The organism is Burkholderia arboris, from assembly GCF_902499125.1.
GTDB lineage: Bacteria > Pseudomonadota > Gammaproteobacteria > Burkholderiales > Burkholderiaceae > Burkholderia > Burkholderia arboris.
This window is the reverse complement of record NZ_CABVPX010000004.1, coordinates 113,948-140,708: the sequence shown is the minus strand read 5'-3', so window position 1 is coordinate 140,708 and position 26,761 is coordinate 113,948. Positions and strand designations below refer to the sequence as shown.

General features: G+C 68.5%; 21 protein-coding genes. 13 read left to right on the top strand and 8 right to left on the bottom strand.

The window, feature by feature from the left end:
• Positions 1 to 80 precede the first annotated feature (80 nt).
• The gene (locus tag BLA15945_RS06725; RefSeq protein ID WP_174991855.1) at positions 81 to 2,501 is read right to left on the bottom strand and encodes a glycoside hydrolase family 31 protein; all 2,421 of its coding nucleotides are present in this window, start codon (positions 2,499 to 2,501) and stop codon (positions 81 to 83) included.
• A gap of 27 nt (positions 2,502 to 2,528) precedes the next feature.
• Complete coding sequence (locus BLA15945_RS06720) at positions 2,529 to 3,800, bottom strand: MFS transporter (protein ID WP_059237016.1); 1,272 nt, start codon at positions 3,798 to 3,800, stop codon at positions 2,529 to 2,531.
• A gap of 471 nt (positions 3,801 to 4,271) precedes the next feature.
• Here BLA15945_RS06720 and BLA15945_RS06715 point away from each other — a divergent pair, with 471 nt between their 5' ends.
• The 8 genes from BLA15945_RS06715 (at position 4,272) to BLA15945_RS06680 (ending at position 13,615) form a co-directional block, all read left to right on the top strand.
• Positions 4,272 to 5,216 carry a MurR/RpiR family transcriptional regulator gene (locus tag BLA15945_RS06715; protein WP_059237015.1) on the top strand — a complete coding sequence of 315 codons (945 nt, stop codon included), beginning with the start codon at positions 4,272 to 4,274 and terminating at the stop codon, positions 5,214 to 5,216.
• Complete coding sequence (locus BLA15945_RS06710) at positions 5,213 to 6,211, top strand: isoaspartyl peptidase/L-asparaginase family protein (protein WP_174991854.1); 999 nt, start codon at positions 5,213 to 5,215, stop codon at positions 6,209 to 6,211. The genes BLA15945_RS06715 and BLA15945_RS06710 overlap by 4 nt, the downstream gene beginning before the upstream one ends.
• A gap of 25 nt (positions 6,212 to 6,236) precedes the next feature.
• On the top strand, positions 6,237 to 8,135 hold the full coding sequence (locus BLA15945_RS06705; protein WP_059237013.1) for a dipeptide ABC transporter ATP-binding protein: 1,899 nt from the start codon (positions 6,237 to 6,239) through the stop codon (positions 8,133 to 8,135).
• A 123-nt stretch (positions 8,136 to 8,258) separates the two neighbouring features.
• Positions 8,259 to 9,821 carry a glutathione ABC transporter substrate-binding protein GsiB gene (gene gsiB, locus BLA15945_RS06700; protein WP_174991853.1) on the top strand — a complete coding sequence of 521 codons (1,563 nt, stop codon included), beginning with the start codon at positions 8,259 to 8,261 and terminating at the stop codon, positions 9,819 to 9,821.
• A gap of 67 nt (positions 9,822 to 9,888) precedes the next feature.
• The gene (gsiC, locus tag BLA15945_RS06695; protein ID WP_059237011.1) at positions 9,889 to 10,809 is read left to right on the top strand and encodes a glutathione ABC transporter permease GsiC; all 921 of its coding nucleotides are present in this window, start codon (positions 9,889 to 9,891) and stop codon (positions 10,807 to 10,809) included.
• A gap of 7 nt (positions 10,810 to 10,816) precedes the next feature.
• The gene (gene gsiD, locus BLA15945_RS06690) at positions 10,817 to 11,710 is read left to right on the top strand and encodes a glutathione ABC transporter permease GsiD (protein WP_174948792.1); all 894 of its coding nucleotides are present in this window, start codon (positions 10,817 to 10,819) and stop codon (positions 11,708 to 11,710) included.
• Positions 11,710 to 12,780 (top strand): DmpA family aminopeptidase, encoded by a 1,071-nt coding sequence (locus BLA15945_RS06685; RefSeq protein ID WP_059237009.1) that lies wholly within the window; start codon positions 11,710 to 11,712, stop codon positions 12,778 to 12,780. Before gsiD ends, BLA15945_RS06685 begins: the two co-directional genes overlap by 1 nt.
• A gap of 7 nt (positions 12,781 to 12,787) precedes the next feature.
• Positions 12,788 to 13,615: a M55 family metallopeptidase gene (locus BLA15945_RS06680; protein WP_059237008.1), complete on the top strand. Its 828-nt coding sequence runs from the start codon at positions 12,788 to 12,790 to the stop codon at positions 13,613 to 13,615.
• Positions 13,616 to 13,650: 35 nt separating this feature from the next.
• On the opposite strand, the gene BLA15945_RS06675 is transcribed toward BLA15945_RS06680, so the two are convergent.
• Positions 13,651 to 14,430 carry an alpha/beta fold hydrolase gene (locus BLA15945_RS06675; RefSeq protein ID WP_174991852.1) on the bottom strand — a complete coding sequence of 260 codons (780 nt, stop codon included), beginning with the start codon at positions 14,428 to 14,430 and terminating at the stop codon, positions 13,651 to 13,653.
• A 142-nt stretch (positions 14,431 to 14,572) separates the two neighbouring features.
• On the opposite strand from BLA15945_RS06675, the gene BLA15945_RS06670 reads away from it, so the two are divergent.
• Complete coding sequence (locus tag BLA15945_RS06670) at positions 14,573 to 15,352, top strand: AraC family transcriptional regulator (RefSeq protein WP_174991851.1); 780 nt, start codon at positions 14,573 to 14,575, stop codon at positions 15,350 to 15,352.
• Positions 15,353 to 15,779: 427 nt separating this feature from the next.
• Here BLA15945_RS06670 and pcaG read toward each other — a convergent pair whose 3' ends face one another.
• The 3 genes from pcaG to BLA15945_RS06655 all read right to left on the bottom strand — a co-directional run bounded on the left by pcaG (position 15,780) and on the right by BLA15945_RS06655 (position 17,936).
• Positions 15,780 to 16,373, bottom strand: a complete 594-nt coding sequence (pcaG, locus tag BLA15945_RS06665; protein WP_059237005.1) for a protocatechuate 3,4-dioxygenase subunit alpha — start codon at positions 16,371 to 16,373, stop codon at positions 15,780 to 15,782.
• A 3-nt stretch (positions 16,374 to 16,376) separates the two neighbouring features.
• On the bottom strand, positions 16,377 to 17,084 hold the full coding sequence (gene pcaH / locus BLA15945_RS06660) for a protocatechuate 3,4-dioxygenase subunit beta (protein ID WP_059237004.1): 708 nt from the start codon (positions 17,082 to 17,084) through the stop codon (positions 16,377 to 16,379).
• A gap of 276 nt (positions 17,085 to 17,360) precedes the next feature.
• Positions 17,361 to 17,936, bottom strand: coding sequence for a YiiX/YebB-like N1pC/P60 family cysteine hydrolase (locus tag BLA15945_RS06655; RefSeq protein ID WP_174991850.1), 576 nt, complete (start codon positions 17,934 to 17,936; stop codon positions 17,361 to 17,363).
• A gap of 120 nt (positions 17,937 to 18,056) precedes the next feature.
• Between BLA15945_RS06655 and BLA15945_RS06650 the strand changes: the two genes are divergently transcribed.
• The 4 genes from BLA15945_RS06650 (at position 18,057) to BLA15945_RS06635 (ending at position 20,704) form a co-directional block, all read left to right on the top strand.
• Positions 18,057 to 18,794 carry a helix-turn-helix domain-containing protein gene (locus BLA15945_RS06650; RefSeq protein ID WP_059237002.1) on the top strand — a complete coding sequence of 246 codons (738 nt, stop codon included), beginning with the start codon at positions 18,057 to 18,059 and terminating at the stop codon, positions 18,792 to 18,794.
• 77 nt (positions 18,795 to 18,871) lie between these two features.
• Positions 18,872 to 19,858, top strand: a complete 987-nt coding sequence (gene pcaQ, locus BLA15945_RS06645) for a pca operon transcription factor PcaQ (RefSeq protein ID WP_059237001.1) — start codon at positions 18,872 to 18,874, stop codon at positions 19,856 to 19,858.
• A 115-nt stretch (positions 19,859 to 19,973) separates the two neighbouring features.
• Positions 19,974 to 20,333 carry a type II toxin-antitoxin system RelE/ParE family toxin gene (locus tag BLA15945_RS06640; RefSeq protein WP_174991849.1) on the top strand — a complete coding sequence of 120 codons (360 nt, stop codon included), beginning with the start codon at positions 19,974 to 19,976 and terminating at the stop codon, positions 20,331 to 20,333.
• 74 nt (positions 20,334 to 20,407) lie between these two features.
• Complete coding sequence (locus BLA15945_RS06635; protein WP_059240747.1) at positions 20,408 to 20,704, top strand: XRE family transcriptional regulator; 297 nt, start codon at positions 20,408 to 20,410, stop codon at positions 20,702 to 20,704.
• Between the two features lie 93 nt (positions 20,705 to 20,797).
• Here BLA15945_RS06635 and BLA15945_RS06630 read toward each other — a convergent pair whose 3' ends face one another.
• Together BLA15945_RS06630 and BLA15945_RS06625 are read right to left on the bottom strand one after the other, a co-directional pair.
• Positions 20,798 to 22,072 carry an APC family permease gene (locus BLA15945_RS06630; protein ID WP_059236999.1) on the bottom strand — a complete coding sequence of 425 codons (1,275 nt, stop codon included), beginning with the start codon at positions 22,070 to 22,072 and terminating at the stop codon, positions 20,798 to 20,800.
• Positions 22,073 to 22,211: 139 nt separating this feature from the next.
• Positions 22,212 to 26,690, bottom strand: a complete 4,479-nt coding sequence (locus BLA15945_RS06625) for a DEAD/DEAH box helicase (RefSeq protein WP_174991848.1) — start codon at positions 26,688 to 26,690, stop codon at positions 22,212 to 22,214.
• Positions 26,691 to 26,761: the final 71 nt, after the last annotated feature.

The window sequence follows — 26,761 nt, the reverse complement described above, 5'->3', positions numbered from 1 at the left end:
TTCAACGGGGCGGGAGGCTGCAGCGCCTCCTCTATGACGGGCGGCGGGCCGCGCGAACGGCCCGCCTGATCGGGCTTGCTTCAGTTGTCGAACGTCACGACGAGGCGGCGCCATGCGCCGTCCCGCGTGTCCTGTTCGGCGCGGGCGCCGCGGACGGCAACCGGGCCTTGCAGCGACGCGGGCAGCAGGATCTCGACGCGGCTGGCCGGGCGGCCCGGGTGGCCGTCCCAGCGGACCGACACGCCGAGCACGCCCGACGCCTCGCGGCCGGTCTCGATGCGCCACAGTCCGTATTCGCCGTCGCGCCACGCTTCCGTTTCGCCGTCGTCCTCGACGCATTCGCCGTATGCGACGCCGTCCTCGATGCGGGGCGCGACGAGGAAGCCGCGTGTGTCGGCGCGCGTGCCGAAATGCTGCGCCGCGACGTTCAGCGGCAGCACGCGGCCTTCACGCAGCAGCATCACCGGCGTGTCGAGCGGTGCGGGCAGCGTCACGCTCGCGCCGCCGTCGAACGCCTGCGCGCTCGCACAGCACATCCAGCGCGCGCCCGACGGCAGGTAGACCGTACGCTCGGTCTGGCCGGGATCGACGACCGGCGCGACGAGCAGCGCGTCGCCGAGCATCATGTCGTCGCACGCGTCGTAGCAGCGCGCATCGCCGGGGAAATCCGCAAGGGTCGGCCGCAGCACGGGCTCGTAGCGTGTCGTCGACAGCCACAGCAGGTGATAGAGGTAAGGCAGCAGCCGGTAGCGCTGCTTGATCAGCGACGCGATCTGCGCGGTGATCTCCGGATACATCCACGGCTCGTTGACGGTGCCGTCGTCGTTCCACGAATGGATGCTGAAGCGCGGCATGAAGATGCCGAACTGCACCCAGCGCAGCAGCAGCTCGGGCGACGGCGCGGGGCCGGAGAAGCCGCCGATGTCGTGGCCGATGTTCGATACGCCCGACAGCGCGAGCCCAAGGCCCATCTTCAGGTTGTAGCGCAGCGTTTCCCACGACGTGTAGTTGTCGCCGGACCAGGTCTGCACGTAGCGCTGCATGCCGGCGCCGCCGGAGCGCGACACGAGGAACGGCCGCTGCGCCGGTGCATGCGCACGCTGCGCTTCGCGCGACGCGCGCATCATCAGCATCGTCTGCAACACTTTTGCTTCGCGTGCCGGGAACGATCGGCCGAAGCCGTGCGCGATCGCATCGGGCGACCAGATCTCGTATTCGTTGTTGTCGTTCCAGGTCGATTCGATCCCGTACTCGAGCAGTGCCGATGTGACCTGTTCGCGCCACCAGCGGTACGCGTCCGGCTGCGTGAAGTCGACGTACGCGCCGACCTCGTCCCAGAACTGCACCCACGCGGGTTCGCCGGATGCCGAGCGGATCAGCAGGCCGCGTTGCGCGGCATCGTCGAACGCGGGATGGTCGCGCAGCAGGCACGGCTTGATGTTCGCGCACAGGCGGATGCCGTGGTCGCGATAGTGCTTCGCGAAGCCCTTCGCGTCGGGAAACTTGTCGCGGTTCCAGTTGAATACGTAGCGCTTCGCGCCGATCGACGTATAGCCCGACGACAGGTGGAACGAATCGCACAGGATGTCGTGCGCGTCGCACTGCTCGACGAACCGGTTCATCTGCTGCTGTGCATCCGGCGCGTCGGTATAGCTCATCGTCGAGCCCGAATAGCCGAGCCCCCATTTCGGCGTGCGCGCGGGGCGCCCGGTGAGCCACGTGAAGCGCCGCGCGGCCGCGAGCGGCGTATCGGGCGATGCGATGAAGTAGTAATCGAGATCGCCATGCTCGGCGACGAAGTAGCGGTACGGGCCGTGATAGTTGTCGAGCTCGCGGCCCATGTCGAACGAGCAGTCCGACAGCGTGTCGTAGAACAGCCCGAAGCCCTGGCACGCATCGGGCGACCACGTGATGTAGAACGGGATGTGCTTGTACAGCGGGTCGGTATGCTTCGCGCTGTAGCCCATCGCGTCGATGTTGCGCATCTCGAAGCGCGCGCCCGTGCGGTCGAGTTCGCCCGCGCGTTCGCCAAGGCCGAACACCTTGTCGCCGCGTTCGCGGGCGACGTAGTGATAGGCGCGCCCGTCCCACCAGCCGAAGTTGTACGCCTGCGTCGCGCGATCGGCGAGCGCGACGCGCCACGTACCGTCCGCGCCGCGCATCGACCACGTGCAATGGCCGCCTTGCCAGCGCACGGCGAGCCGGATCTGCGCGGTTTCGACGTGCAGGCCGTCGTCGTCTTCGGCGAGGGTAAAGGCGGGCAGCGTGAAGCCGTCGAGGTCGAGGCGATCGCGCCCGTCGAGCGGCACGTCGTCGAGGCCCGGCGCGATCGTCCATGTGCGCGGGGTGTGCGCCGTCGCGTCGGGCAGCACGCGTACCCGCACGATGTCGTCCTCGAGCACGAAGATCTCGAGGGTGGCGCCCGCATCGGACGCGAGCAGCACGCGGTTCGCATGCTTGCCGGCGACGCGGAACACGGGCGGATGAAGGAGCGAAGTCATGAATGCGATTCCTGGTGAGGGCAAATGTCAGGCGTGCCGCGCGAGCAGGCGTTCCTGCTTCGACTGCCCGCGGATCAGCACCGCGAGCAGCGTGACGCCGATGATGTCGAACAGGCCGAGGCACGCGAACAGCGGCGCATAGCCGATCTTGTCGGCGAGCGCGCCGACCAGCAGCGAGAAACCGAGGCCGCCGATCCACGCGGCCATCCCGGCGAAGCCGCTCGCGGTGCCGACTTCCTCGGGATCGAATACGTCGGCCGACAGCGTGTTGACGAGCGCGGAGATCATCTGGTGCGCGAAACCGCCGACGCAGAACAGCGCGATGGCCGTGTACGGCGACGACACGAGGCCGATCATCGCGGGCCCGAGCATCAGCACCGCGCCGAGCGCGACGCCGGCGACGCGCGACCACACGAGCGGCAGCTTGTAGCGTTTCGCGAGATACGGCGACAGGTAGCCGCCCGCGATGCCGCCGAGGTCGGCCGCGAGAAACGGCATCCACGCGAAGATCGCGATCTGCGCGAGCGCCATGTGGCGTTCGGTCGCGAGGTACAGCGGAATCCAGAAGCTGAAGGTTTGCCACGCGGGCTCCGCGAAGAAGCGCGGCAGCGCGATGGCCCAGAAGCGCCGCGCGGTGACGACGTCGCGGATCCGGCGCGTCGACACGGCCGGCATCGTGGCCTGGCCGTCGCGGATCAGCGCGCGCTCCTGCGGCGTGATGCGCGGGTGATCGGCCGGCGACCGGTATTGCGTGTACCAGAGCGCGGCCCATACGAACCCGAGCGCACCGGTGGCCATGAACGCGGCCTGCCAGCCGAACCGCATCGACAGGAACACGACGAGCGGCGGCGCGATCGCGGCGCCGAGCGACGTACCCGCGTTGAAGTAGCCGACCGCGACGGATTTCTCGCGATCGGGAAACCATTCGGCGACGGCCTTCATCCCCGACGGAATCGCGGCGGCCTCGAACAGCCCCAGAAAGCCGCGCAGGATGCCGAGCGACAGCCAGCCCGACGCGAAGCCGTGCGCGACGCCGACCACCGACCACAGCATCGCGAACAGCGCGAAGCCGAGCCGCAGCCCGATCAGGTCCACGACGAACCCGCACACCGGCTGCATGATCGTGTAGCCGATCTGGAATGCGCCGACGATGTACGAATACTGCTGCGTCGAGATCGAGAACACCTGCTTGAGCTCGGGTGCCAGCACCGCGAGGGAATTCCGTGCGAGGTAGTTGAGGATCGTGCCGAGACACACGAGCACGATGATCCACCAGCGCAACGCCTTGACTGTCTTCACTGCTGTCTCCTGTCAGACAGGGCGGGCGCGCGGCGCCTGCCCGATCCATGAGGGCCATCCGTCCGGGATGGCTTGTTTCGCTTTATTTGTACGATGTCCGATCTTGATGCGCGCCGTTTTTCCTCGGTTATGCCGAAAATACGGTGTTCAAGCGAACATTTATCTGTCATTCAATCGCCATGTTATCTGACGACTGATCATTTTCGAACATCCTATGTTCGAATTCGAATCCGGTCAACGTGAATCTGCATTCGAACGAACTTGCTCGGGGTTTTCCCGATGAGCGGGTGAGTGCGGCGTGTGCGGCGACGCATCGAGATCGCGCGCCAAAGGCCCGCGCGACGGGGCTGAGCGGTTTCCGGACGAACGCCGGACGCCGGGCAGGGCGTGACAACCCTGATGAAAATTTATTTCTTTTCTGGAGACAGATTGTGTAAATTGATTTTCATTCACCTTGCAATGACCCTTCGCATGACGCCTCTCGTTCCGCACGACGCCAGTCACGACGAACCCGCGATCGCCGAGCGGATCGCGTCGGCGATGCCGTTGATGACGCCGATTCACCGGCGCATGGGTGAATTCGTGCTCGCGAACCCGTTTCGCGCGGCGACGATGCGGATCGACGAACTCGCGCAGGCCGTGAATGCGTCGATCGCGACTGCGAACCGCTTCGCGAAGGCGCTCGGTTTCGACGGCTATCCGGCGATGCGCGCGGCGCTCGTGAGGGGCTTCGAAGCGACGCTCGGGCCGGTGGAGCGGTTGCGTTCCGCGCAGGAGCAGGAGCCCGGCGTACGCGGCGCCGCGTGGATCGACGCGGTATTCGACCAGGCTGTCGCCAACATCGAGGGCACGCGCGCGCAACTCGACGCGGCCGATGTCGAGGCCGCGGTCGAGGCGATCGTCGGCGCGCGGCGCGTGCTGATCCTCGGCGCGGGGTCGAGCGCGTTTCTGACCGGGCTGATGGAGCACGGGCTGTCCGTGTGCCACGACAGCGTGCAATCGCTCGCGCTGCTCGGCGGCCCTTCGCACGCGGCGCGGCGCCTGTACACGGCCGATTCGCGCGATCTCGTGATCGCGCTCGCGTTTCCGCGCTATGTGAAGGACACGATCGAGCTGGCCCGGCGTGCGGCGGCGCGCGGTGCGCGCGTGCTCGGCATCTCCGACGGGCCGCAATCGCCGCTGGCGCCGATCGCATCGCTGAACCTGTACGTCAAGGCCGAACGGCGTTTCGCGGCCACGTCGGAAGCCGCCGTGCTCACGATGATCGAGGCGCTGATCGATGCAGTCGCGCTGCGCACGCACCGGTCCGCGAAATCCGCCGCCGAGATGACCGAATTCCTGCTGCCGTGGCTCGTGCAGCCGCAAGCGGCGTTGCCGGCCGCCAACCCTTCTTCCCCACGTCCGAAAAAATCATGACTTCATCCGCGATCGTCGCAATTCACGGCGGCGCAGGCACGATCCTGCGCGAAGCGATGGATACCGACACCGAACGTCGATACCGTGCCGAACTGACCGCGATCCTGCAGGCCGCGCAGCAGGTGCTGGCCGACGGCGGCAGTGCGCTCGACGCCGTCACGGTCGCGGTGCGCATGCTCGAGGACTGTCCGCTGTTCAACGCCGGACGCGGCGCCGTTTATACGGCAGAAGGCAAGCATGAACTCGACGCGGCGGTCATGGACGGCGCGACGCTCGGCGCCGGCGCGATCTGCTGCGCGACGCGCGTGCGCAATCCGGTGCTGGCTGCACGACGCGTGATGGAGGTGAGCGAGCACGTGCTGTTCGCCGGCGCGGGCGCCGATGCGTTCGCCGCCGCGCAGGGGCTCGAACTCGCGGAACCCGGCTACTTCGATACCGAGTCGCGGCATGCGCAGTGGGTCAAGGCGCGTGCGGCGGCCGGTGCGATGCTCGACCACGATGCGGCGACGTTTGCGTTCGGCAAGTCGCAGCCGCAGCCGCAGCCGGCCGAGCCGCTCGATCCGGACCGCAAGCACGGCACGGTCGGTGCGGTCGCGTGCGACCTGAACGGCCACATCGCGGCGGCGACGTCGACGGGCGGCATCACGAACAAGCAGCCCGGACGGGTCGGCGATTCGCCGATCATCGGAGCCGGTTGCTATGCGGACGACGCGACCTGCGCGGTATCGTCGACGGGCACGGGCGAAATGTTCATCCGGCTCGCGACCGCGCATGACGTGGCCGCGCAGATGGCCTATCGCGGCGCGTCGCTGGCCGATGCGGCACACGACGTCGTGATGAACAAGCTGCCGCGCCTCGCGGGCCGCGGCGGGATCGTCGCGGTCGACGCACAGGGCAACGTCGCGATGCCGTTCAACACCGAAGGGATGTACCGCGGCTACGCGCGCGTCGGTGAGGCGCCGGTCGTCGGCATCTACAGCGACGATGCGGCCTGATGCCGGATCGCACGAGGAGACACGCATGACTTCGAGCCGTAACCCGTCGACCCTGGCGCTGCCCGAGCAGCGCGTGGTGGCCGTCGACGACCTGTCGGTCACGTTCCGCCGCGAAGGCGCGACGTTCGACGCGGTGCGCAACGTGTCGTTTCACGTCGATCGCGGCGAGACGCTCGCGATCGTCGGCGAATCGGGCTCGGGCAAGTCGGTCACGTCGCTTGCGCTGATGCGGCTCGTCGAGCACGGCGGCGGCGCGATCACGGGCGGCCGGATCGCGTTCCGGCGCCGTGGCGGCGCGCTCGTCGATCTGGCCCGGGCCAGCGCCGCGACGATGCGCGGCATCCGCGGCGCGGACATCGCGATGATCTTCCAGGAGCCGATGACGTCGCTGAACCCGGTGTTCACGGTCGGCGACCAGATCAGCGAAGCGATTGCGCTGCACCAGTCGAAGGGCGCGGCCGAAGCCCGCGCGGAAGCGCTGCGGCTGCTCGATCTCGTGCGCATCCCGGAAGCGCGCCGTGTGTTCGCGCGCTATCCGCACCAGCTGTCGGGCGGGATGCGGCAGCGCGTGATGATCGCGATGGCGCTGTCGTGCCGGCCCGCGCTGCTGATCGCCGACGAGCCGACGACCGCGCTCGACGTGACGATCCAGGCGCAGATCCTGCAACTGGTGCGCGGGCTGCAGGACGAAATGAACATGGGCGTGGTCTTCATCACGCACGACATGGGCGTGGTGGCCGAAGTGGCCGACCGCGTGCTCGTGATGTATCGCGGCGAGAAGGTCGAGGAGGGCGAGTCGGACCGCCTCTTCGCGGCGCCCGCGCATCGCTACACGCGCGCGCTGCTCGCCGCCGTGCCGCGGCTCGGCTCGATGCAGGGCACCGACGCGCCCGAGAAATTCCCGCTGCTGAAGGTGGACGCGAACACGACGGCGCCGGCCACGGCGCCTGCCGCGAACGACGATGTGCAGCCGCCCGTCGATCGGGCGGCGCCGCCGATCCTGCGCGTGAGCGATCTGGTCACGCGTTTCCCGGTGAAGAGCGGCGTGTTCGGCCGCGTGTCGCAATACGTGCATGCGGTCGAGCGCGTGAGCTTCGAGCTGCGCGCGGGCGAGACGCTCGCGCTCGTCGGCGAATCGGGCTGCGGCAAGTCGACCACCGGCCGTTCGCTGTTGCGCCTCGTCGAATCGCAGAGCGGTTCGATCGAATTCGACGGCCGCGACATCAGCGCAATGAAGGGCCCGGACCTGCAGGCGCTGCGCCGGAACATCCAGTTCATTTTCCAGGACCCGTTCGCGTCGCTGAACCCGCGCCTGACCGTCGGCTTCTCGATCATGGAGCCGTTGCTCGTGCACGGCGTCGCAACCGGCAGCGAGGCGCAGGCGCGCGTCGACTGGCTGCTCGACAAGGTCGGCCTGCCGCCCGAGGCCGCGCGCCGCTATCCGCACGAATTCTCGGGCGGGCAGCGCCAGCGGATTGCGATTGCGCGTGCGCTCGCACTGAATCCGAAGGTCGTGATCGCCGACGAGTCCGTATCGGCGCTCGACGTGTCGGTGCAGGCGCAGATCGTCAACCTGATGCTCGACCTGCAGCGCGAGCTCGGCGTCGCGTACCTGTTCATCTCGCACGACATGGCGGTGGTCGAGCGCATCAGCCATCGCGTCGCGGTGATGTATCTCGGCCAGATCGTCGAGATCGGCCCGCGCCGCGCGGTGTTCGAGGCGCCGCAGCACCCGTACACGAAGAAGCTGATGAGCGCGGTGCCGGTGGCCGACCCCGCGCGCCGGCATGCGCCGCGCCAGCTCGCGGCGGACGAGATTCCGAGCCCGATCCGCACGATCGGCGACGAACCGGTCGTCGCGCCGCTCGTCGCGGTCGGCCCCGATCATTACGTCGCGACGCATCGCGTCGGCGGCGCGTATTGAGGTGCACCCAGATCCATCGCTTTATTGAGTGCGTGCGCCGCGATGACGGCGCGCGAACCAGCAGGCAGTCGAAACCGAAACGCCCGTGAGGCGTCACCGATTCACCGATAGGAGCCCAGCAAAATGACCAAGCAGCATCCGTTCCCGATGTTTCGTCCGCGCGCATGCTTCGTTGCGCTCGCCGGCGCGTTCGCGCTGTCGGCCGCGCTGCCCGCGTACGCGCAGCAGACCGCGGTGATGGCGGTGGATTCGACCTTCACGACGATGGACCCGTACGACGCGAACGACACGGTGTCGCAGGCCGTCGTCAAGTCGTTCTACCAGGGGCTGTTCGGCTTCGACAAGGACATGAAGCTCGTCAACGTGCTGGCGACGAGCTACGACGCGAGCGCCGACGCGAAGACGTACACGATCAAGCTGCGCCAGGGCGTGAAGTTCCACGACGGCACCGATTTCAACGCGGCGGCCGTGAAGGCGAACTTCGACCGCGTGACCGATCCCGCGAACCACCTGAAGCGCTACAACATGTTCCGCGTGATCGAGAAGACCGAGGTCGTCGATCCGGCCACGGTGAAGGTGACGTTGCGCGAGCCGTTCTCGGCGTTCATCAACACGCTCGCGCACCCGTCGGCCGTGATGATCTCGCCGGCCGCGCTGAAGAAGTGGGGCCGCGACATCGCGCTGCATCCGGTCGGCACCGGGCCGTTCGAGTTCGTCGAATGGAAGCAGACCGACGACCTGAAGGTGAAGAAGTTCGCCGGCTACTGGAAGAAGGGCTACCCGAAGATCGACGCGATCGACTGGAAGCCGGTGGTCGACAACAACACGCGCGCGGCGCTGATGAAGACGGGCGAAGCCGATTTCGCATTCCGCATTCCGTTCGAGCAGGCGGCGGACCTGAAGGGCAACGCGAAGGTCGACGTTGTCGAGCGGCCGTCGATCGTGCAGCGCTATGTGTCGCTGAACATGCTGCAGAAGCCGTTCGACAACCCGAAGGTGCGCCAGGCGCTGAACTATGCGGTGAACAAGGAAGCGCTCGCGAAGGTCGCGTTCTCCGGTTTCGCGACGCCGTCGACCGGTGTGGTGCCGCAGGGCGTCGATTTTGCGACGAAGCTGGGCCCCTGGCCGTACGACCCGGCGAAGGCGCGTGCGCTGCTGAAGGAAGCCGGTTATCCGAACGGCTTCGAGACGACGCTGTGGTCCGCCTATAACAACTCGACGTCGCAGAAGGCGATCCAGTTCGTGCAGCAGCAGCTCGCGCAGGTCGGCGTGAAGGTGCAGGTGCAGGCGCTGGAAGCCGGCGAGCGCGTCGCGAAGGTCGAGAGCGCGCCGGATCCGGCGAAGGCGCCGGTGCGGATGTACTACATCGGCTGGTCGTCGTCGACGGGCGAGGCGAACTGGGCGATCACGCCGCTGCTCGCCGGCGCGTCGGCGCCGCCGAAGCTCGTCAATACCGCGTACTACAAGAACGACACGGTCGACGGCGATCTGACGAAGGCGCTGGAGACGGTCGACCGGACGAAGAAGACCGAGTTCTACGCCGATGCGCAGAAGCAGATCTGGGCCGATGCGCCGTGGATCTTCCTCGTGCAGGAAAAGATCGTGTATGCGCGCAGCAAGCGGCTGCAGGGCGCGTACGTGATGCCGGACGGCTCGTTCAACTTCGACGAGATCTCGCTGAAATGACGGCGGTTTGCCCGCCACGCGGTGCCGGCGGCGCACGCCGCCGGTACGCTGATTCGATCGGTGCCCCATGCTGAATTTCCTCGTCAAACGCCTGTTCGGCCTGCTGCCCACGCTCGCGATCGTCGCGGTGCTGGTGTTCCTGTTCGTGCATCTGCTGCCGGGCGACCCGGCGCGGCTCGCGGCCGGCCCCGAAGCCGACGACGCGACGATCGCGCTCGTGCGTGCCGATCTCGGGCTCGACCGGCCGTTGCCCGCGCAGTTCGTGAACTTCTTCACGAAGATCGCGCACGGTGACTTCGGCATGTCGACCCGCAGCAAGCGGCCGGTCTCGACCGAGATCGGCGAACGCTTCATGCCGACGCTGATGCTGACGCTCGTCAGCATGGTGTGGTCGACGCTGTTCGGCATGGCGATCGGGATTGCGTCGGCGGTGTGGCGCAATCGCTGGCCCGACCGTCTCGGCATGACGGTCGCGGTGTCGGGCATCTCGTTTCCCGCCTTCGCGCTCGGCATGCTGCTGATGGAAATCTTCTCGGTGAAGCTCGGCTGGCTGCCGGTCGTGCCGGACGGTACCTGGAAAAGCTACGTGCTGCCGTCGCTGACGCTCGGCGCCGCGGTCGCGGCCGTGATGGCGCGTTTCACGCGCGCGTCGTTCGTCGAGGTGCTGAACGAAGACTTCGTGCGCACCGCGCGGGCGAAGGGCGTGCACGAGCCGATGGTCGTGCTCAAGCACTGCCTGCGCAACGCGATGATCCCGGTCGTCACGATGATGGGGCTGCAGTTCGGCTTCCTGCTCGGCGGCTCGATCGTCGTCGAGGTCGTGTTCAACTGGCCGGGGCTCGGCCGCCTGCTCGTCGATGCCGTGACGATGCGCGACTACCCCGTGATCCAGGCGATCGTGCTGCTGTTCTCGCTCGAATTCATCCTGATCAACCTGACCGTCGACGTGCTGTACGCGGTCATCAACCCGACCATCCGGTTCAAGTGAGGCGCGTATGAACGCGACTGTCCAGACCGCGGCGCCGGCCGCACCGACTGCGATCCGCACGCCGTGGCGCGAATTCTGGCGCAAGTTCCGCAAGCAGACCGTCGCGCTCGTCGCGGGCGGCTTCGTGCTGGCGCTCGTCGTGCTGGCGTTCGTCGGCCCGCACATCGTGCCGTTCGACCCGGAGAACTACTTCGACTACGACGCGCTGAACGCGGGGCCGTCGGCCGTGCACTGGTTCGGTGTCGATTCGCTCGGCCGCGACATCTTCAGCCGGATCATCGCGGGCACGCGCATTTCGCTCGCCGCCGGTTTCTTCTCGGTTGCGCTCGGCGCGGTGATCGGCACGTTTTTCGGGTTGCTCGCCGGTTACTACGAAGGCTGGTGGGACCGCATCACGATGCGCGTCGCCGACGTGCTGTTCGCGTTCCCGGGTATCCTGCTCGCGATCGGCGTGGTCGCGATCCTCGGCAACGGGATGGTCAACGTGATCTGCGCGGTCGCGATCTTCAGCATCCCGGCGTTCGCGCGGCTCGTGCGCGGCAACACGCTGATGCTCAAGCACATGACCTATGTCGAGGCCGCGCGCAGCATCGGCGCGTCGGACTGGACGATCATCATGCGGCACATCCTGCCGGGCACGGTGTCGTCGGTCGTCGTCTACTTCACGATGCGCATCGGCACGTCGATCATCACGGCCGCGAGCCTGTCGTTCCTCGGGCTCGGCGCGCAGCCGCCGACGCCGGAGTGGGGCGCGATGCTCAACGAAGCGCGCGCGGACATGGTGACGGCGCCGCACATCGCCATTTTCCCGAGCCTTGCGATCTTCCTGACCGTGCTCGCGTTCAACCTGCTCGGCGACGGGCTGCGCGACGCGCTCGATCCGAAACTGGAGCGCCGCTGATGCATGCTGCTCCGATGTGGAGTGCGACGCTGCCGGCCGGGCCGCGCGGCACGATCGCCGACGTGCCGGGCGTGACGGTCGGCCATTGCACGCTCGATGCCGGCAACGTGCAGACGGGCGTGACCGTCGTGAAGCCGCATCCGGGAGACGTGTACCGCAGCAAGGTGCCGGCGGGCGCTGCCGTGATCAACGGGTTCGGCAAGAGCGTCGGGCTCGTGCAGGTCGACGAGCTCGGCACGCTCGATACGCCGATCGCGCTGACCAATACGTTCGGCGTCGGCGCGGTCGCGCAGGCGCAGATCCGCGCGGCGATCGCCGCGAATCCGCAGGTCGGCCGCGACTGGTCGACCGTCAATCCACTCGTGTTCGAGTGCAACGACGGTTACCTGAACGATATCCAGGCGTTCGCGGTCACCGCCGCGCATTACGACGATGCGTGCCGCACCGCGTCGCGCGACGTCGCACGCGGCGCGGTGGGCGCCGGGCGCGGGATGTCGTGCTTCGACCTGAAAGGCGGGATCGGCTCCGCGTCGCGCGTCGCCGTCGCGGCCGGCCGGCCCTATACGGTCGGTGCGCTCGTGCTCGCGAATTTCGGCCGGCTGCCGATGCTGACGCTCGGCGGCGTGCCGCTCGGGCGCATCGTCGCGCAACGGCGCGCGGCTGAAGCCGCGCATGCGGCGCCGCCCGAGCAGGGCTCGATCATCCTGTTGCTCGCCACCGACGCGCCGCTCGATGCGCGGCAGCTGTCGCGGCTCGCGCGTCGCGCGGGCGCGGGGCTGGCCCGCACGGGTTCCGTCTACGGGCATGGCAGCGGCGACATCGCGCTTGCCTTCTCGACCGCCTACACGATCGCGCACGACGCATCGACGATCGCGCTGCCGGCCCTCGTGGCCGATGCGGCGCTCGACCCGCTGTTCATGGCCGCGGCCGAAAGCGTCGAGCACGCGATCGCCGACGCGATGCTGCAGGCCGTGACGGTCGCCGGGCGCGACGGCCACGTGCGGCAAGCGCTGCGCGACGCGGTGCCCGATCTCGACCGGTTGTTCAACGAACCTAACGAAGGGCTGTGAACCAGTCATGAAGATCCTGATCTCGACCGACATCGAGGGTGTCGCCGGCGTATTCGCCACCGAGCAGACGCGCGCCGGCAATCCGGAGTACGAACGGGCGCGCCGCTGGATGACCGCCGAGGCGAACGCGGCGATCGAAGGCGCATTCGCGGGCGGTGCGCAGAGCGTCTGGGTCAACGATTCGCATGGCGGCTTTCGCAACCTGTTGCCCGACGGGCTCGATGCGCGTGCGCGCGTCGTGCTCGGCAAGCCGCGCATGCTCGGGATGATGGCGGGCGTCGAACAGCAGCCCGACCTCGTGTTCATGATCGGCTATCACGCGAAATCGCAGGCGCGCGGCGTGCTCGCGCACACGATCAACAGCTTTGCGTTCACGCAGGTGTGGCTGAACGGCGTCGAGCTTGGCGAAGCCGGGTTGTACGGCGCGCTGGCGCGGGAATATGGCGCGCACGTCGCGCTCGCCACGGGCGACGACGTGTTCGCCGAGGAAACGCAGCCGCTGTTTCCGGATGCGCGTTTCGAGACGGTCAAGACGGCCGGCGGCGCCTCGAGCGGCGATACGCTCACGCCCGCCGCGTCGTGTGCGCGGATCGCGACCGCGGCGCGCGAAACGGTTGCGCGGGCGCTGTCGGCCGGCGTGCGCGCCGGCGCGCATCGGCCGGCACCGGCCGCCTGCACGTTGCGCGTGCAGACGGCCGCGCTGGCCGACCTGTTTTGCGTGCTGCCTTCGCTCGAGCGTGTCGATGCGGTGACGCTGCGCTTCGACGGGCCGTCGGTCGAGCACGTGGTGCGCACGCTGAACAGCCTGTCGGCGATGTCGTTCATGCTGCGGTGATGCGTGCCGCGGCCATGCCGCCGGCGCGCGGCCGGTCAGTCGATGGCGGCGGGGCGAGCCATCGCGGCGAGCAGGAACGCTTCCATCGCCGCGACCAGCGCGAGCGGCGTCTCGTTCATCGGATAGTGGCCTGCATTGCGCAGCACGTCGACGGTGGCGAGCGGGTAGCGTTGCAGGTAAGTGCGCGCCATCAGCGCCATGTCGAAAGCGGGATCGTGTTCGCCGATCAGCACTTTCACCGGATGGCGCCCCGCGATCTCCCTGCTGAAATCGGTATCGGCCCACGCACGGAAGTACGCGCCGAATGCCTGCGCCGACGAACAGGCGGCCGAATACGCGGCTTTCCACTCGACCCAGGCGGCCGGCAGCCGGTTGCCGGTGCTGCGATCGATGATGGTCCTGCGATCGGCAAGGTGGCCGGCGGCACGCTCGAATAGCGCGCGTCGCACGGCGTCGAACGGCAGGCCGCCGCACGGCACGGGCGCGATCGGTACCAGCGCGCGCACGCGGTCGGGCGCGATGGCGGCAATCTTCTCGATCGCCATGCCGCCCATCGAATGGCCGACGAGGCTGAAGGTCGGGAAGCCGAGTGCGTCGGCGAGCGCGAGCGTGTCGGCGGCAATCTCGTCGATCGTGTAGTCGCCGCGTGCGTCGCGCATGCGGCCGTAACCTCGGTAGTCCATGAATACATAGCTGAAATGCTCGCGCGACAGCCAGGCTTCGACGGGCTCGAACGCGCGGGCGTCGCCGAACCAGCCGTGCAGCACGAGAACAGGGTGGGGGCCGTCCCCCACGCGATGAAACGTATTCGGCATCTCCGCTCCGATGAGGTTGCAATCCGGCCGATCGGGCCGACGGGTCTTGCGGCCGCGAGGTCGCGCAACGGTGGAGCGGATCGTAGATCGATCGAAGGCGACCCGCCTTCGATATCGGGTCATTGATGATGGAATTCGGGCCGTGAGAAATACGCAGCTAGATCCTTACGAACACATTCCCCGGAGCGTGGTCGTGACCGCCAACGACTTTGCGGCGGGCACGACGTTTCCGGAGCACGCGCACGTGCGCGGGCAATTCGCGTTTGCGTCGCGCGGCACGATCAGCGTGTCGACGCCGCACGGCCGCTGGCTGGTGCCGCCGCAGCGCGCGTGCTGGGTGCCGGCCGGCGTGCGGCACGAAATGACGATGACCGGGCCGGTCACGATGCTCAACACGTTCGTGTCCGCCGACGCCGCGCAGGCTGCCGGGCTGCCCGCGCAGTGCGGCGTGCATGGCGTGTCGCCGCTGCTGCGGCAACTGATCGACGATGCGATCGACCTGCCGGCCCTGTACGACGTCGACGGGCGCGCGGGCAAGCTGATGGATCTGCTGGTTGCGGAAATCGCGACGATGCCGCGCCTGTCGCTGCATGCGCCGCTGCCGGCCGACGCACGGCTGGCGAAGGTGTGCCGGCACCTGTTCGCGTCGCCGTCGATCGCGGCCGATCTCGACCGGGTCGCGGCCGATGCCGGTGTGAGCCGGCGGACGTTCACGCGGCAGTTCCGCGCGCAGACGGGCGTGAGTTTTGCCGCGTGGCGCCAGCAGGTGTGCATGCTCGCGGCGATTGCCCGCCTGACCGACGGGCAGCCGGTGACGCGCGTCGCGTTCGATCTCGGGTACGCGAGCGCAAGCGCGTTCACGTCGGCGTTTCGCCGCATCCTGGGCGACACGCCGAGCCGGTATCTGGAGATTCGCCGCTAGCGGGGCCGGCCAGGAAAAAAAATACGCGTCCGCCAAATTCGGTCAGACGCGTTTAAAGGCACCCGGTCAGAAAAAATGCGCGAACGGCCTGCCGGGCAGTGTCGCGCATGACTCATGTAATTGTTGCCTCGTCCGATTCAATCCCGCTGACTCGTTGCAGATAGCGAAGGATACGCCGCATAACGCGCAAACGATATCCTGTCGGCCCGACGATTCATGTGCGGTCGCAGCATGCGTTTCAAACGATCGTTTGATATTGGGGCGGGAAGCCTTGGTCAACAGGCATCCGTCGTCGCAATGCGCCACGATGCGACGCATCATCGAATGATGGCGACGGCGCATGAAAAACGCCGTGTGGCGCGATGCCTGTCGGTATCGCGCCACACGGCGTGGATGCTGTCGACACCGGCGAGTGCCGGCGCATGCGTCAAACGTCGAAGAATACGGTTTCGTCCGGCCCCTGCATGCGGATGTCGAAGCGGTAGACGACCGGCCGGCCCGGCTGCGCGTCGCGTTTCGCGACGAGCGTCGCGCGGCGTTCGGCCGGCACGGCGTTCAGCACGGGGTCGGCCGCGTTCGCGGCGGCTTCGTCGTCGAAGTACACGCGGGTGAACGCATGCGTGAGGATCCCGCGCATCATCACGGTCACGTTGATGTGCGGTGCCTCGTCGGCGGCGAGGCGGCCCGGCTTCACCGTCTCGACGACGAAGCGCTGCTGCGGGTCGGTGCCCGTGCCGACCCGCGCGAAGCCCGTGAAGCCGGATTTCGCGATGTCGTCGCGCGAGGCGGGGTAGCGGCCCGCGCCGTCCACCTGCGTGAATTCGAGCACCGCGTCGCCGACCACGTTGCCGTCGCCGTCGAACACCTGCCCGACCAGCAGCACGTGCTCGCCTTCGGCGTGCGCCGCGGCGATCGTCGGCGTGAACAGGCTCTTCAGGTCATAGTCGTATTGCTGCGGGCACAGGCCGTACGCGAAGTACGGGCCGACCGTCTGCGAAGGGGTTTGCTTCAGCGTCGTCATGGTTCAGCGCTCCATCGGGGTGGCGTCGCGGCCGCGCAGCACGATGTCGAATTCGTAGCCGAGCGCATAGCCTTCTTCGGTGATGTCCATCGAGAAGCGCGAGATCAGGCGATCGCGCGCGGCCTCGGGCGTGCCCTGGAAGATCGGGTCGTACGCGAGCAGCGGATCGCCGGGGAAGTACATCTGCGTGACGAGACGCGAGCCGAAGTAATCGCCGAACAGCGAGAAGTGGATGTGATTCGGGCGCCACGCGTTCGGGTGGTTGCCCCACGGATACGCACCGGGCTTGATCGTCAGGAAGCGGTAGCGGCCGTCGTCGTCGGTCAGGCAGCGGCCCGCGCCGAGGAAGTTCGGGTCGAGCGGCGCGTCGTGCTGGTCGACCTTGTGCACGTAGCGGCCGGCCGCGTTCGCCTGCCACACCTCGACGAGCGTGTTGCGCACGGGCTTGCCGCCTTCGTCGAGCACGCGGCCGGTGACGACCATGCGCTCGCCGAGCGGCTCGCCGTTCTTCACGGCGTTCTTCGTCAGGTCGTGGTCGAGCGCGCCGAGATCTTCGGCGCCGTAGACGGGGGCGTACTGGTCGCGCAGTTTCTCCTTCAGCGGGATCAGCGCTCGGGTCGGGCCGCGCTTCACGGACGAACGGTACTCGGGGTGGACATAGGCCGGATGCGACGGCCAGTCGCGCGGCGTGAGGATCGTGGGGGAATCCATCGGGCGTCTCCTGATAGGTTTTTCGCAAAGTGGATGGCACGACTTTAGCCAATCCGGAAAGTTATGCAAAATGACCTTTTTTCGCGAATCGCATAACCATTCGTTATGTTCGGCGCGCCCATGAAAAATCCGCCGGACAGGATGCCTGTCCGGCGGAAAAAGCGATCGGGCTTCGCGTCGTCGGTGACGACCCCGTGCACGGCCCTCCAGCCAGCCCGTCGCTATTTCTTGTCTTTTGTTCTTGTCGTTATCCGGTCTCCCCGAGCGTGCCCGTTATCAGCGGCGGCCGGGATCGAACACGATCCCGTCGAATTCGAGTGTCAGCGCGCCGCTGCGCAGCAGGGCGGCCGGCGTCGCAGCCTGGTCCATGCCGAGCACGTCGCTTACATATCGCGCGCAGAACCCGCGCCGCACCCGCAGGTTGAAGCGGTTGCCGAGCAGCGCGTCGATTCGCTGTTCGGCCGCGGCATGGACCTGGCGCTGCGCATCGGCGGTGGGTGCCGCGATGCGGCGTGCCAGTGCGATGCGTCCGCCTGCGGTGCGGGCGACGAAGCGCGACAGCGGCGAGAGCTTCGTCCACGCCAACGCCGCGGATTCGGCGATCAACGGTTCGTCGCCCGACGTATCGACGACGATCCCGCAGCGATTGGCCCACGCGCCGGCCGGGCCCGTCGTGCCGGCCGCGTCGCGCTGCGCCCCGGCCGGCACGCGGATGAACACGAGATCGCCGACATGCGCGCTGGCGGCCAGCGTGCGGACGGTCGCGAGTGGCATCGTGCGATCGGTGTCGCGTGCATCGCGTGGTGCGGTGTCGTGCGGTTCGTACGCGGCGGTTTCGGTCCGGGTGGTCATTTCGGCTCCGTCGTTGAGTGACAGGACGGAGCGGATTATGCGGGTAAGTAACGAAAAGTGTTCATTTGCCTGCGCAGGTAGCCTAACATTCGACCGTGAGCACCATTTTTCGATACCAATATGACCGAAACCGCCCAGCTCATCGAAACGCTGAAGCGCCAGTTGAAGGCGCAGGGCATGACCTACCGCGACGTCGCGCGGTCGCTCGACGTCTCCGAGACGAGCGTGAAGCGGCTGTTCGCCAGCGGCCGCTTCACGCTCGAGCGGGTCGTGGAGATCGCGCAACTGCTCGGCTATACGCTGGCCGAGCTCGTGCAGGAGGCGTCCGCTTCGGCGCCGAGGCTGCACGTGCTGACCGAACAGCAGGAGGCGCTGCTCGTGTCGGACGAGAAGCTGCTGCTCGTTGCCGTCTGCGCGATCAACTACTGGACCGTGCAGGACATCGTGTCGGCGTATCGGGTGTCGCAGGCCGAGTGCGTGAAATACCTGCTGATGCTCGACCGGATGAACGTCGTGGCGCTGTTGCCGGGCGACCGGATTCGCGTGCGTGTCGCGCGCGATTTCGACTGGCTGCCGGGCGGGCCGATCCGCCGTTACTTTCATACGCATGCGCTCGGCGATTTCCTCGACAGCCGCTTCGACGGCGCGGGCGAGACGATGACGTTCTCGCAGGGGATGCTGACCGAAGCCGCCGCCGCGGAGCTCGAACTGGAGTTGCGCCGGCTGCGCAGCAAGGCGGCCGCGCTGCATGCGGAATCGGCGTCGGCGCCGCTCGGGCAAAAGCACGGAACGGGCTTGCTGATCGCGAAGCGGATCTGGGAGCCGACGGGTTTCCAGGCGCTGCGACGGAAAGCATGACGGATCACCGAGTGCTTGGGACTCTCCGGAAAGTTATGCAAAATGGCATTTCATCGTCATCCGCATAACCGTTCGTTATGAATAATCGTATTGCCGACGGCCGCGTCAAATTCCGGCACCTGCAGTGCTTTCTCGCGGTCGCGCAGCTGGGCGGCGTGCAGAAGGCGGCGGAAAGCCTGTCGATCACGCAGCCGGCCGTGTCGAAGACGATCGCCGAACTGGAGGCGATCCTCGGCGTGAAGCTGTTCGAACGTGGCCGGCAGGGCGCGCAGCCGACCCGCGAAGCGCAGTTGTTCATGCCGCACGCGAATGCGTGCGTGCTCGCGTTGCGGCAGGGCGTCGGGCTGCTCGCGCGCGAGGGCGGGGCCGCGGCGGCGACGCTCGAAGTCGGCATGCTGCCGACCGTCGCGGCCTCGCTCGCGCCGGCGTTGATGAAGGCGTTGGCCGAACGCTGGCCGCGCATCGTCGTACGGATCGCGACGGCCGCGAATGCCGAGCTGCTCGAGCGCCTGAAGTCCGGTGCGATCGAATGCGCGATCGGGCGGCTGTCGGAGCCCGAGCGGATGATCGGGCTCGCGTTCGAGCAGTTGTACAACGAACCGCTCGTCGCGGTCGTGCGTGCCGGGCATCCGCTGCTCGCAAGCGCGGCGCCGGCTGCCGAGCTTGCACGCTATCCGGTCGTGCTGCCGCCGTTCGGCACGCTGATCCGGCAGTCGGCCGAGCAACTGCTCGGCGCATGCGGCGCACCGCCGCTGGATTCGTTCATCGAGGTATTGTCGGTCTCGGTCGCGCGTGCGCTTGCGCTCGAGAACGACGCGGTCTGGTTCGTGCCGCTCTACGCGGCCGAATACGATCTGTCGGCCGGTGCGCTGGCGCGCCTGCCGCTGCCGTCGGCGGGCACCGACGAGCCGGTCGGGCTCGTGCTGCGGACCGATGCGCAGCCGTCGCCGGTGGCGCGAACGCTGATCGACGCGGTGCGCGACATCGCGCGGTCGCGCTTCGGCGACACACGCCCGCACCGGGCGCCTCGGGCGGCGCGCAAGCCGGCCCGCGGCAACCGTTGACCCGTCGGGCGCAGCTCGATCCCTTTCCTTGCCGCAGGACTGGCCATCCGGTCAGTAGCCGCCACCGGGGCACTTGGCATATCGTACCGTTTTTGGTACGATTGGCGACAAGACGATGGCGAGACAGCAGATACAGGTCACGCTCGGCGTGCGGTTCTTCCGGACGGCCCGAGGCAACGAGCCGGTGCGCGAATGGCTCAAGGCGCTCGGGCAGGCGGAGCGAACGGCGATCGGCGAAGAGATCAAGACCGTTCAACTCGGCTGGCCGCTCGGCATGCCGCTGGTCCGGAAGATGGCGAAGGATCTATGGGAGATCCGCGTGATGCTGCCGGGGCGAAGCGCTCGCGTGCTGTTCACGGTCGCTGGCGACACGATGGTCCTGCTGCACGGCTTCTTCAAGCAATCGCGGGCCACGCCGTCGGACGATCTCGACGTCACCGTCGCGCGCCTGAAGGTGCTGACGCACGCCATCTGAATTCCCCGGTTGTGCCGGAACGCGCCGTCTCCGACGGTCGAGCAGCCGGCAACGCCATGCACCTGGAGTACGACATGACGACCACGAACAACCCGCATATCGGCAGCGATTTCGATCGCTTCCTCGAAGAAGACGGCAATCTCGAAGCGGCCACCGCCACGGCAATCAAGCGCGTGATCGCGTGGCAGATCGGGCAGGAGATGAAGGCGCAACACATCACGAAAACCGCGATGGCCGCGCGGATGAAAACCAGCCGCGCCGCACTCAACCGCCTGCTCGACGAAACCGACACGAGCCTCACGCTGGCGACGCTCGCGAGCGCGGCCGCCGCACTCGGCAAACGGCTCAGCTTCGAACTGGTGCCGGCCTGACCGGCGCGACGAAACGGCGCCTGGCCGGATCGGCGTGACCCGGCAAGCGCCGTGCGCAGCGAGCGGGCGGGCGATGCCCGTGCACGCGCCAGGTCATTTGCGCGGGCCGGTCACTTGCAGATAAAGCAGTGCGGCGCCTGCGAGCAGCAGCGGGAACAGGAAATACCATCCGGTCGTCAGGAACAGCCCCGCGACCGCAATCAGCGAAACCCATGCGCAACGGTGGGCGATGCTGCCGCGCGGCAGCAACTTCAGCGCGGCGGCTGCGCCGAGCCCGTACACCATCACGAAGCATCCGGACGTGACGAGCACGAGCGGTTTCGGCCCGACGTCCGAGAGCGTCGTTGCAGCGAGCGCGACGGCCGCGAGCAAGGCGATCACGCCGAGGCTGCGGCGCGGCACGCCGCCGATCTGGCTGCCCTGCGCGAGCCACGCCGGCAGCGCGCCGTCGCGACCGAGCGCCGCGCCGAGCTTGGCCGCGCCCGCGAAATATGCGTTCATCGTGCCGAGCGTGAGCAGCAGCGCGGCCGCGGCCGCCAGCACCTGCGCGTGGCCGCCGATGCCGCCTGCGATCAGTTCGGCGAGCGGGGCACCCGATGCGCCGGCCGATGGCCCGAGCACCATCACGCTCGCGGCGGCGACCGACAGGTACAGGAATCCGACGACCACGACCGCGATGCCGGCCGAGCGCGGCATGTCGTGCGCGGGCCGGCGGAATTCGGCCGCGAGATGCGTGATCGCTTCCCAGCCGGCGAAGCTCCACACGAGCAGCGCGGCGGCCTGGCCGACCGCGAGCCAGCCATGCGGCGCGAACGGATGCAGGTTCGCGGGGCGCGCATGCGGCGCGGACGCGAGCACCGCGACGAGCAGCAGCGTGACGAGCAGCGCCGACAATACGAGTTGCATGCGGCCCGACACGGTGACGCCGAATGCGTTCGCGGCCGACACGGTCGCGATCAGCGCGGCGGCCGTGACGATGATCGTCGTGTGCCCGCCGCCCGTGACGGCCGCAACGTATGCGCCGCCGAACATCGCGGCGGCCGGCGCGCCGGCCGGCACCGCGAAATAGAAGCACCAGCCGACGATGGCAGCGGCCTTCGGGCCGAATGCGCGCCGGGCGTAGGTCGATACGCCACCGGCATCGGGATAACGGGCGCCGAGTGCGGCGAAGGTGGCAGCGAGCGGCCCGGACAGCACGACGAGCGCAGCCCACGCGAGCAGCGAGGCCGGCCCCGCGACTTCGGCGGCAAGCGCGGGCAACGCGATCACGCCGGTGCCGAGCACCGCGCCGATATAGAGTGCGGCACCCTGGAAAATGGTCAGCGAACCCGCGTGATGAGCGACGGGCGAATCGGCATGCGAAGCCATGAGCGGCAGTCTCCGGAAGTCTTGTTTTGTCTGGGCGACGCGCGGGAGCCCGCGCAGTCAATCGTCCGATGCTACCTGAACGATGGCGGCTGCGCGGCCCGGCGATCAGTAGTCTGTGCGGCGTGCGTGTCAGCCGATGTCAGCAGTAACGCGCGAGCCGCAGGCGCGCATCCTCGCGGGCGGCGGGCGGCAGGTCGGGGGCGTAATGGAACGTGCCGGATACCAGCGATGCAACGGGCACGCCGTCGCGGAACAGCACGCGATTGCCGGCGAGCGCCGGCACCTTGTCGCCGGGCAGCAGCGTGCCGGCGAGGTTCAGCGGATCGGCGCCCGTCACGCACACGTACTGTCCGTCGCCCGGTTGCCGCCGCAGTTCGCGCAGGATCGGGATCGCTTCGGGCAGCGCGAACTGCTCGCCCGCGAGCCCGGCAACGAAGCGTCCGCCGCGAATCTCGCCGCGCGCTTCGAGCCGTTGCAGCACGCGCACGAGTTCGCGCCAGCTCGGCAGCCAGTCGGCTTCGCGTTCGAGCAGTCGCCAGAACACGACGCCGTAACGGCGCAGCAGCGTCCACACGATGTGCTCGAGCGCGTCGGGATCGGTCGCCGCCGGGCCGCGCTTCGGCGCGGGCGCATCGTCCCGCGGCGCCTGACGCTGCACGAGCGCCCAGCGGCCCGCGTCGTCCATTCCGCCGATCAGCGCGCCGCCGCGTCGCGTGCGCGGGGCATAGGTTGCGCTGCGCTTGACGGCGGGCTTCAGCAGCGCGCGCAGTCCCGCGTAGCTGTCCGCATTCACGAGGCCGGCCGACACGAGTTCGCCGAGCGCCTGTTCGAGTTCGACGGGCAGCACGTGCAGGTCGTCGAGCAGCGCATCGAAGAACATCGCGCCGTGCGCGGCGAGTGCGTCGCGCACCTGCGTGGCGCGCGCGGACAGCGCCGGTTGCGCATCGGGATCGCGCAGCGCCTGCCACGCGGAGAGGTGGCGGCGCGGCAGCAGCACGATCGGCGTCGTCTTCACGGGTGTGCCGGCCGCGCGCGCCGGCGCGCCGATGCGGGTCCAGACGAGTTTGCCCGAGCGGCACAGCTCGTCGAGGCCGCCGGCCATGTAGTCGGTGAGCCGCGCGGGCAGCAGCGCGTCTTCCCACGCGCTTGCCGCGGCCTCGTAGCCTTCGAGCTGTTCGACCACGGCCGCGAGTGCGTCGCGGCCCGTGCCGCGCGTGTCGGGCGTCAGGTGCTGCCAGTGGAACAGGAAGCGCATGAAGTCGGCGCGCTCGACCGGTTCGATTTCGCGGCGCAGCCGCTTCACCGTATAGCGGTGAATGCGCGCCAGCAGATGGCGTTCGCACCATTCGTCGGTCGTCGCGCCCGGCGTGAAGCGGCCGCGCATCACGTAGCCTTCGCGCTCAAGCGCCGCGAGCGCCGTCGCGACCGACGCGGGCGGCAGGCCAACGGGTGTCGCGATCGCGTCGAGCGTGAGCGGCCCGAAGCCGGTCAGCCGCGCGCGGATCACATCGACGAGTGCCGCATCGGCTTCCCACGGCTGCGCGCATGCGGCCGGCACCTTGAGCGCCGGCATGGGGCGCGCGTCGGGATGCAGCGCACGCAGGCATACGAGCCGTTCGACCGGCGCCCACAGCGCGGTACCGCCCGGCGCGACCAGTTTCGTCGCGCGGCGGCGATCCGCGAGTTCCGCGAGCCGGTCGGGCCAGCCTGCGTGGGCTTGTGCTTCGCTGTCGGCGATGCAGGCGAGCGTGAGCAGCGCATCGTGCATTTCGTCGGCGTCGCGTACGAGCGGCCATGCTTCGTCGTGGACTGCATCGATCGCGTCGGCGTCGAGCGCGCCGAGATCGTCGGCCGATTCGGGATCGCTCCACCGGCGCGACTGAACGGCCTGCGTGCGGCGCTCCTCGAGCGGTGCGTCGTCGAGGAACGCGTAGGGTTTCGCGTTCAGGATCTCGGCCGCGAGCGGCGACGGTGCGGGCAGGTCGCGCGCGACGAGTTCGATCGCGCCGCTTTCGATCCGGCGCAGCAGCGCGAGCCAGCCGTCAGTGTCCATTGCATCGTGCAGGCAATCGTCGAGCGTCTGGTCGACGAGCGGATGATGCGGAATCTCGCGTTCGCCGACGATGTTCTCGAGGCACGCGACCTGATCGGGGAACACGGTCGCGAGCAGATCCTCGCTCTTCATCCGCTGCAGTTGCGGCGCGGTGCGCCGGCCGCCGGTGAAGCGCGGCAGCGCGAGCGCGGTCGTCGCGTTCCAGCGCCAGCGCACGCCGAACATCGGCGCGTCGAGCAGCGCCTGGACCAGCACGTGCTCGGCGCTGGCCGAACGCAGGTAGCGCCACACCTCGTCGAGCGCGAAGCTGTGCGCGAGCGACAGCGACAGGATGATCGCGTCGTCGGTCGCGGCGGCCTGCAGCTCGAAGTTGAAGCTGCGGCAGAAGCGCTTGCGCAGCGCGAGCCCCCAGGCGCGGTTGATGCGGCTGCCGAACGGCGAATGGATCACGAGCTGCGTGCCGCCCGATTCGTCGAAGAAACGCTCCATCACGAGCGTGTCCTGCGTCGGCAGTGCGCCGAGCGCGGCGCGGGTGCGGGCGAGGTAGTCGGCGATCTGGCGCGCCGCGTCCGGCGACAGGCGGAGCTCGTCGACGAGCCAGCGCAGCGCCGGCGCGAGGCGGCTTTCGGCGGAGGCGCGTGCCGTGCCGGTTTCGCCATTCGCTTTGGCTTCGGCGTTGCTGCCCGCACGATTGCGTCCACCGGCACCGGCACCGGCACCGGCACCGGCACCGGCACCGGCACCGGCCTGCCGGTCGCCGTCCGCGAACAGCCCGTCGAGCCGTGCACGCAGCCGGCCGACCGCCGCCGACAGTTCGTCGCTGCGCCCCGGCGCCTCGCCGAGCCAGAACGGAATGTTCGGCGACTGGCCTTGCGCGTCCTCGACGCGCACGCGGCCCGTTTCCACGCGAATGATCCGGTACGACTGGTTGCCGAGCTGGAACACGTCGCCGGCCAGGCTCTCGATCGCGAAATCCTCGTTGACGGTGCCAACCTGGATGCCTTGCGGTTCGAGCAGCACCGCATAGTCGGCCATGTCGGGGATCGTGCCGCCCGACGTGGTCGCGGTCATCATTGCGTTACGGCGCCCGCGCACGGTGCCGCCGACCACGTCGCGATGCAGGTACGCACCGCGCACGCCGCGCCGGCTCGTGAAGCCTTCGGCGAGCATCTTCATCACTTCGTCGAAGCGTTCGCGTGTCAGCCGTGCGTACGGCGCCGCGTGCGTGAAGCGCGCATACAGCGCGTCTTCCTGCCATTCCGTGCACGCGACTTCGGCGACGATCTGCTGGGCGAGCACGTCGAGCGGCGCTTCGGGAATCCGCAGCGCATCGAGCTCGCCGCGTTGCACGCAATCGAGCAGCGCCGCGCATTCGACGAGTTCGTCGCGCGACAGCGGGAACAGCCGGCCCTTCGGCACGCCGCCGACATGGTGCCCAGAGCGGCCGACGCGCTGCAGGAACGGCGCGATGCCACGCGGCGAGCCGACCTGGCAGACGAGATCGACGTCGCCGATGTCAATGCCGAGTTCGAGCGAGGCCGTGGCGACGAGCAGCTTCAGTTCGCCGCGCTTCAGACGTTGCTCGGCATCGAAGCGGTGTTCCTTGGCGAGGCTGCCGTGATGCGCGGCGATCGCGTTCTTGCCGAGCCGGTCGGCGAGATGGCGCGCCATGCGCTCGGCGGTGCGCCGCGTGTTGACGAACACGAGCGTCGTGCGATGCGCGGCCGCGAGCCCGGCGATGCGGTCGTACACCTGTTCCCACACGTCGGTCGCCATCACGGGTTCGAGCGGCACGTTCGGCAGTTCGAGCGCGAGATCGCGCTCGCGCGTGTGGCCCGTGTCGACGATCGTGCAGTCGCGCGGCGCATCGGCCGGCCCGCCGACCAGGAAGCGCGCAACCGCGTCGATCGGCTTTTGCGTGGCCGACAGCCCGATGCGCGGCAATGCGCGGCCGGACAGTGCATCGAGGCGCTCGAGCGACAGCGCGAGATGGCTGCCGCGCTTGGACGACGCGAGCGCATGGATCTCGTCGACGATGACCGAGCGCACGTTCGACAGCATCTGGCGCCCCGACGTGGACGACAGCAGCACGTACAGCGATTCGGGTGTCGTGACGAGGATGTGCGGCGCACGCTTGCGCAGCGCGGCGCGTTCCGCTTGCGTCGTGTCGCCGGTACGTACCGCGGTGCGGATCGTCGGCACCGGCAGGCCGAGGTGCGCGAGCGATTCGGCGATGCCGGCGAGCGGCGCGTCGAGGTTCACGTGGATGTCGTTCGACAGCGCCTTCAGCGGCGACACATAGACGACCAGCGTCGCGTCGGGCAGCGTGCCGTCGTGCGCCAGCGCATCGCGCACCAGATCGTCGAGCGCGCACAGGAAAGCGGTGAGCGTCTTGCCGGAACCGGTTGGCGCGGCGACGAGCGTCGAGCGGCCGGCCTTGATGTGCGGCCACGCGAGCGCCTGCGCGCCGGTCGGCGCGGCGAACGTGCGCTGGAACCATGCGGCGACGGCCGGGTGGAACACGTCGAGCGCACGGGCGGCAGGGCGGATAGCGGTGACGTCCATCGGAGCGTTGAAATGGGGTGCGAGTGCGCGGACGAACCGCGCCTGAATCGAATCGTCAGTGTGCCAGACGT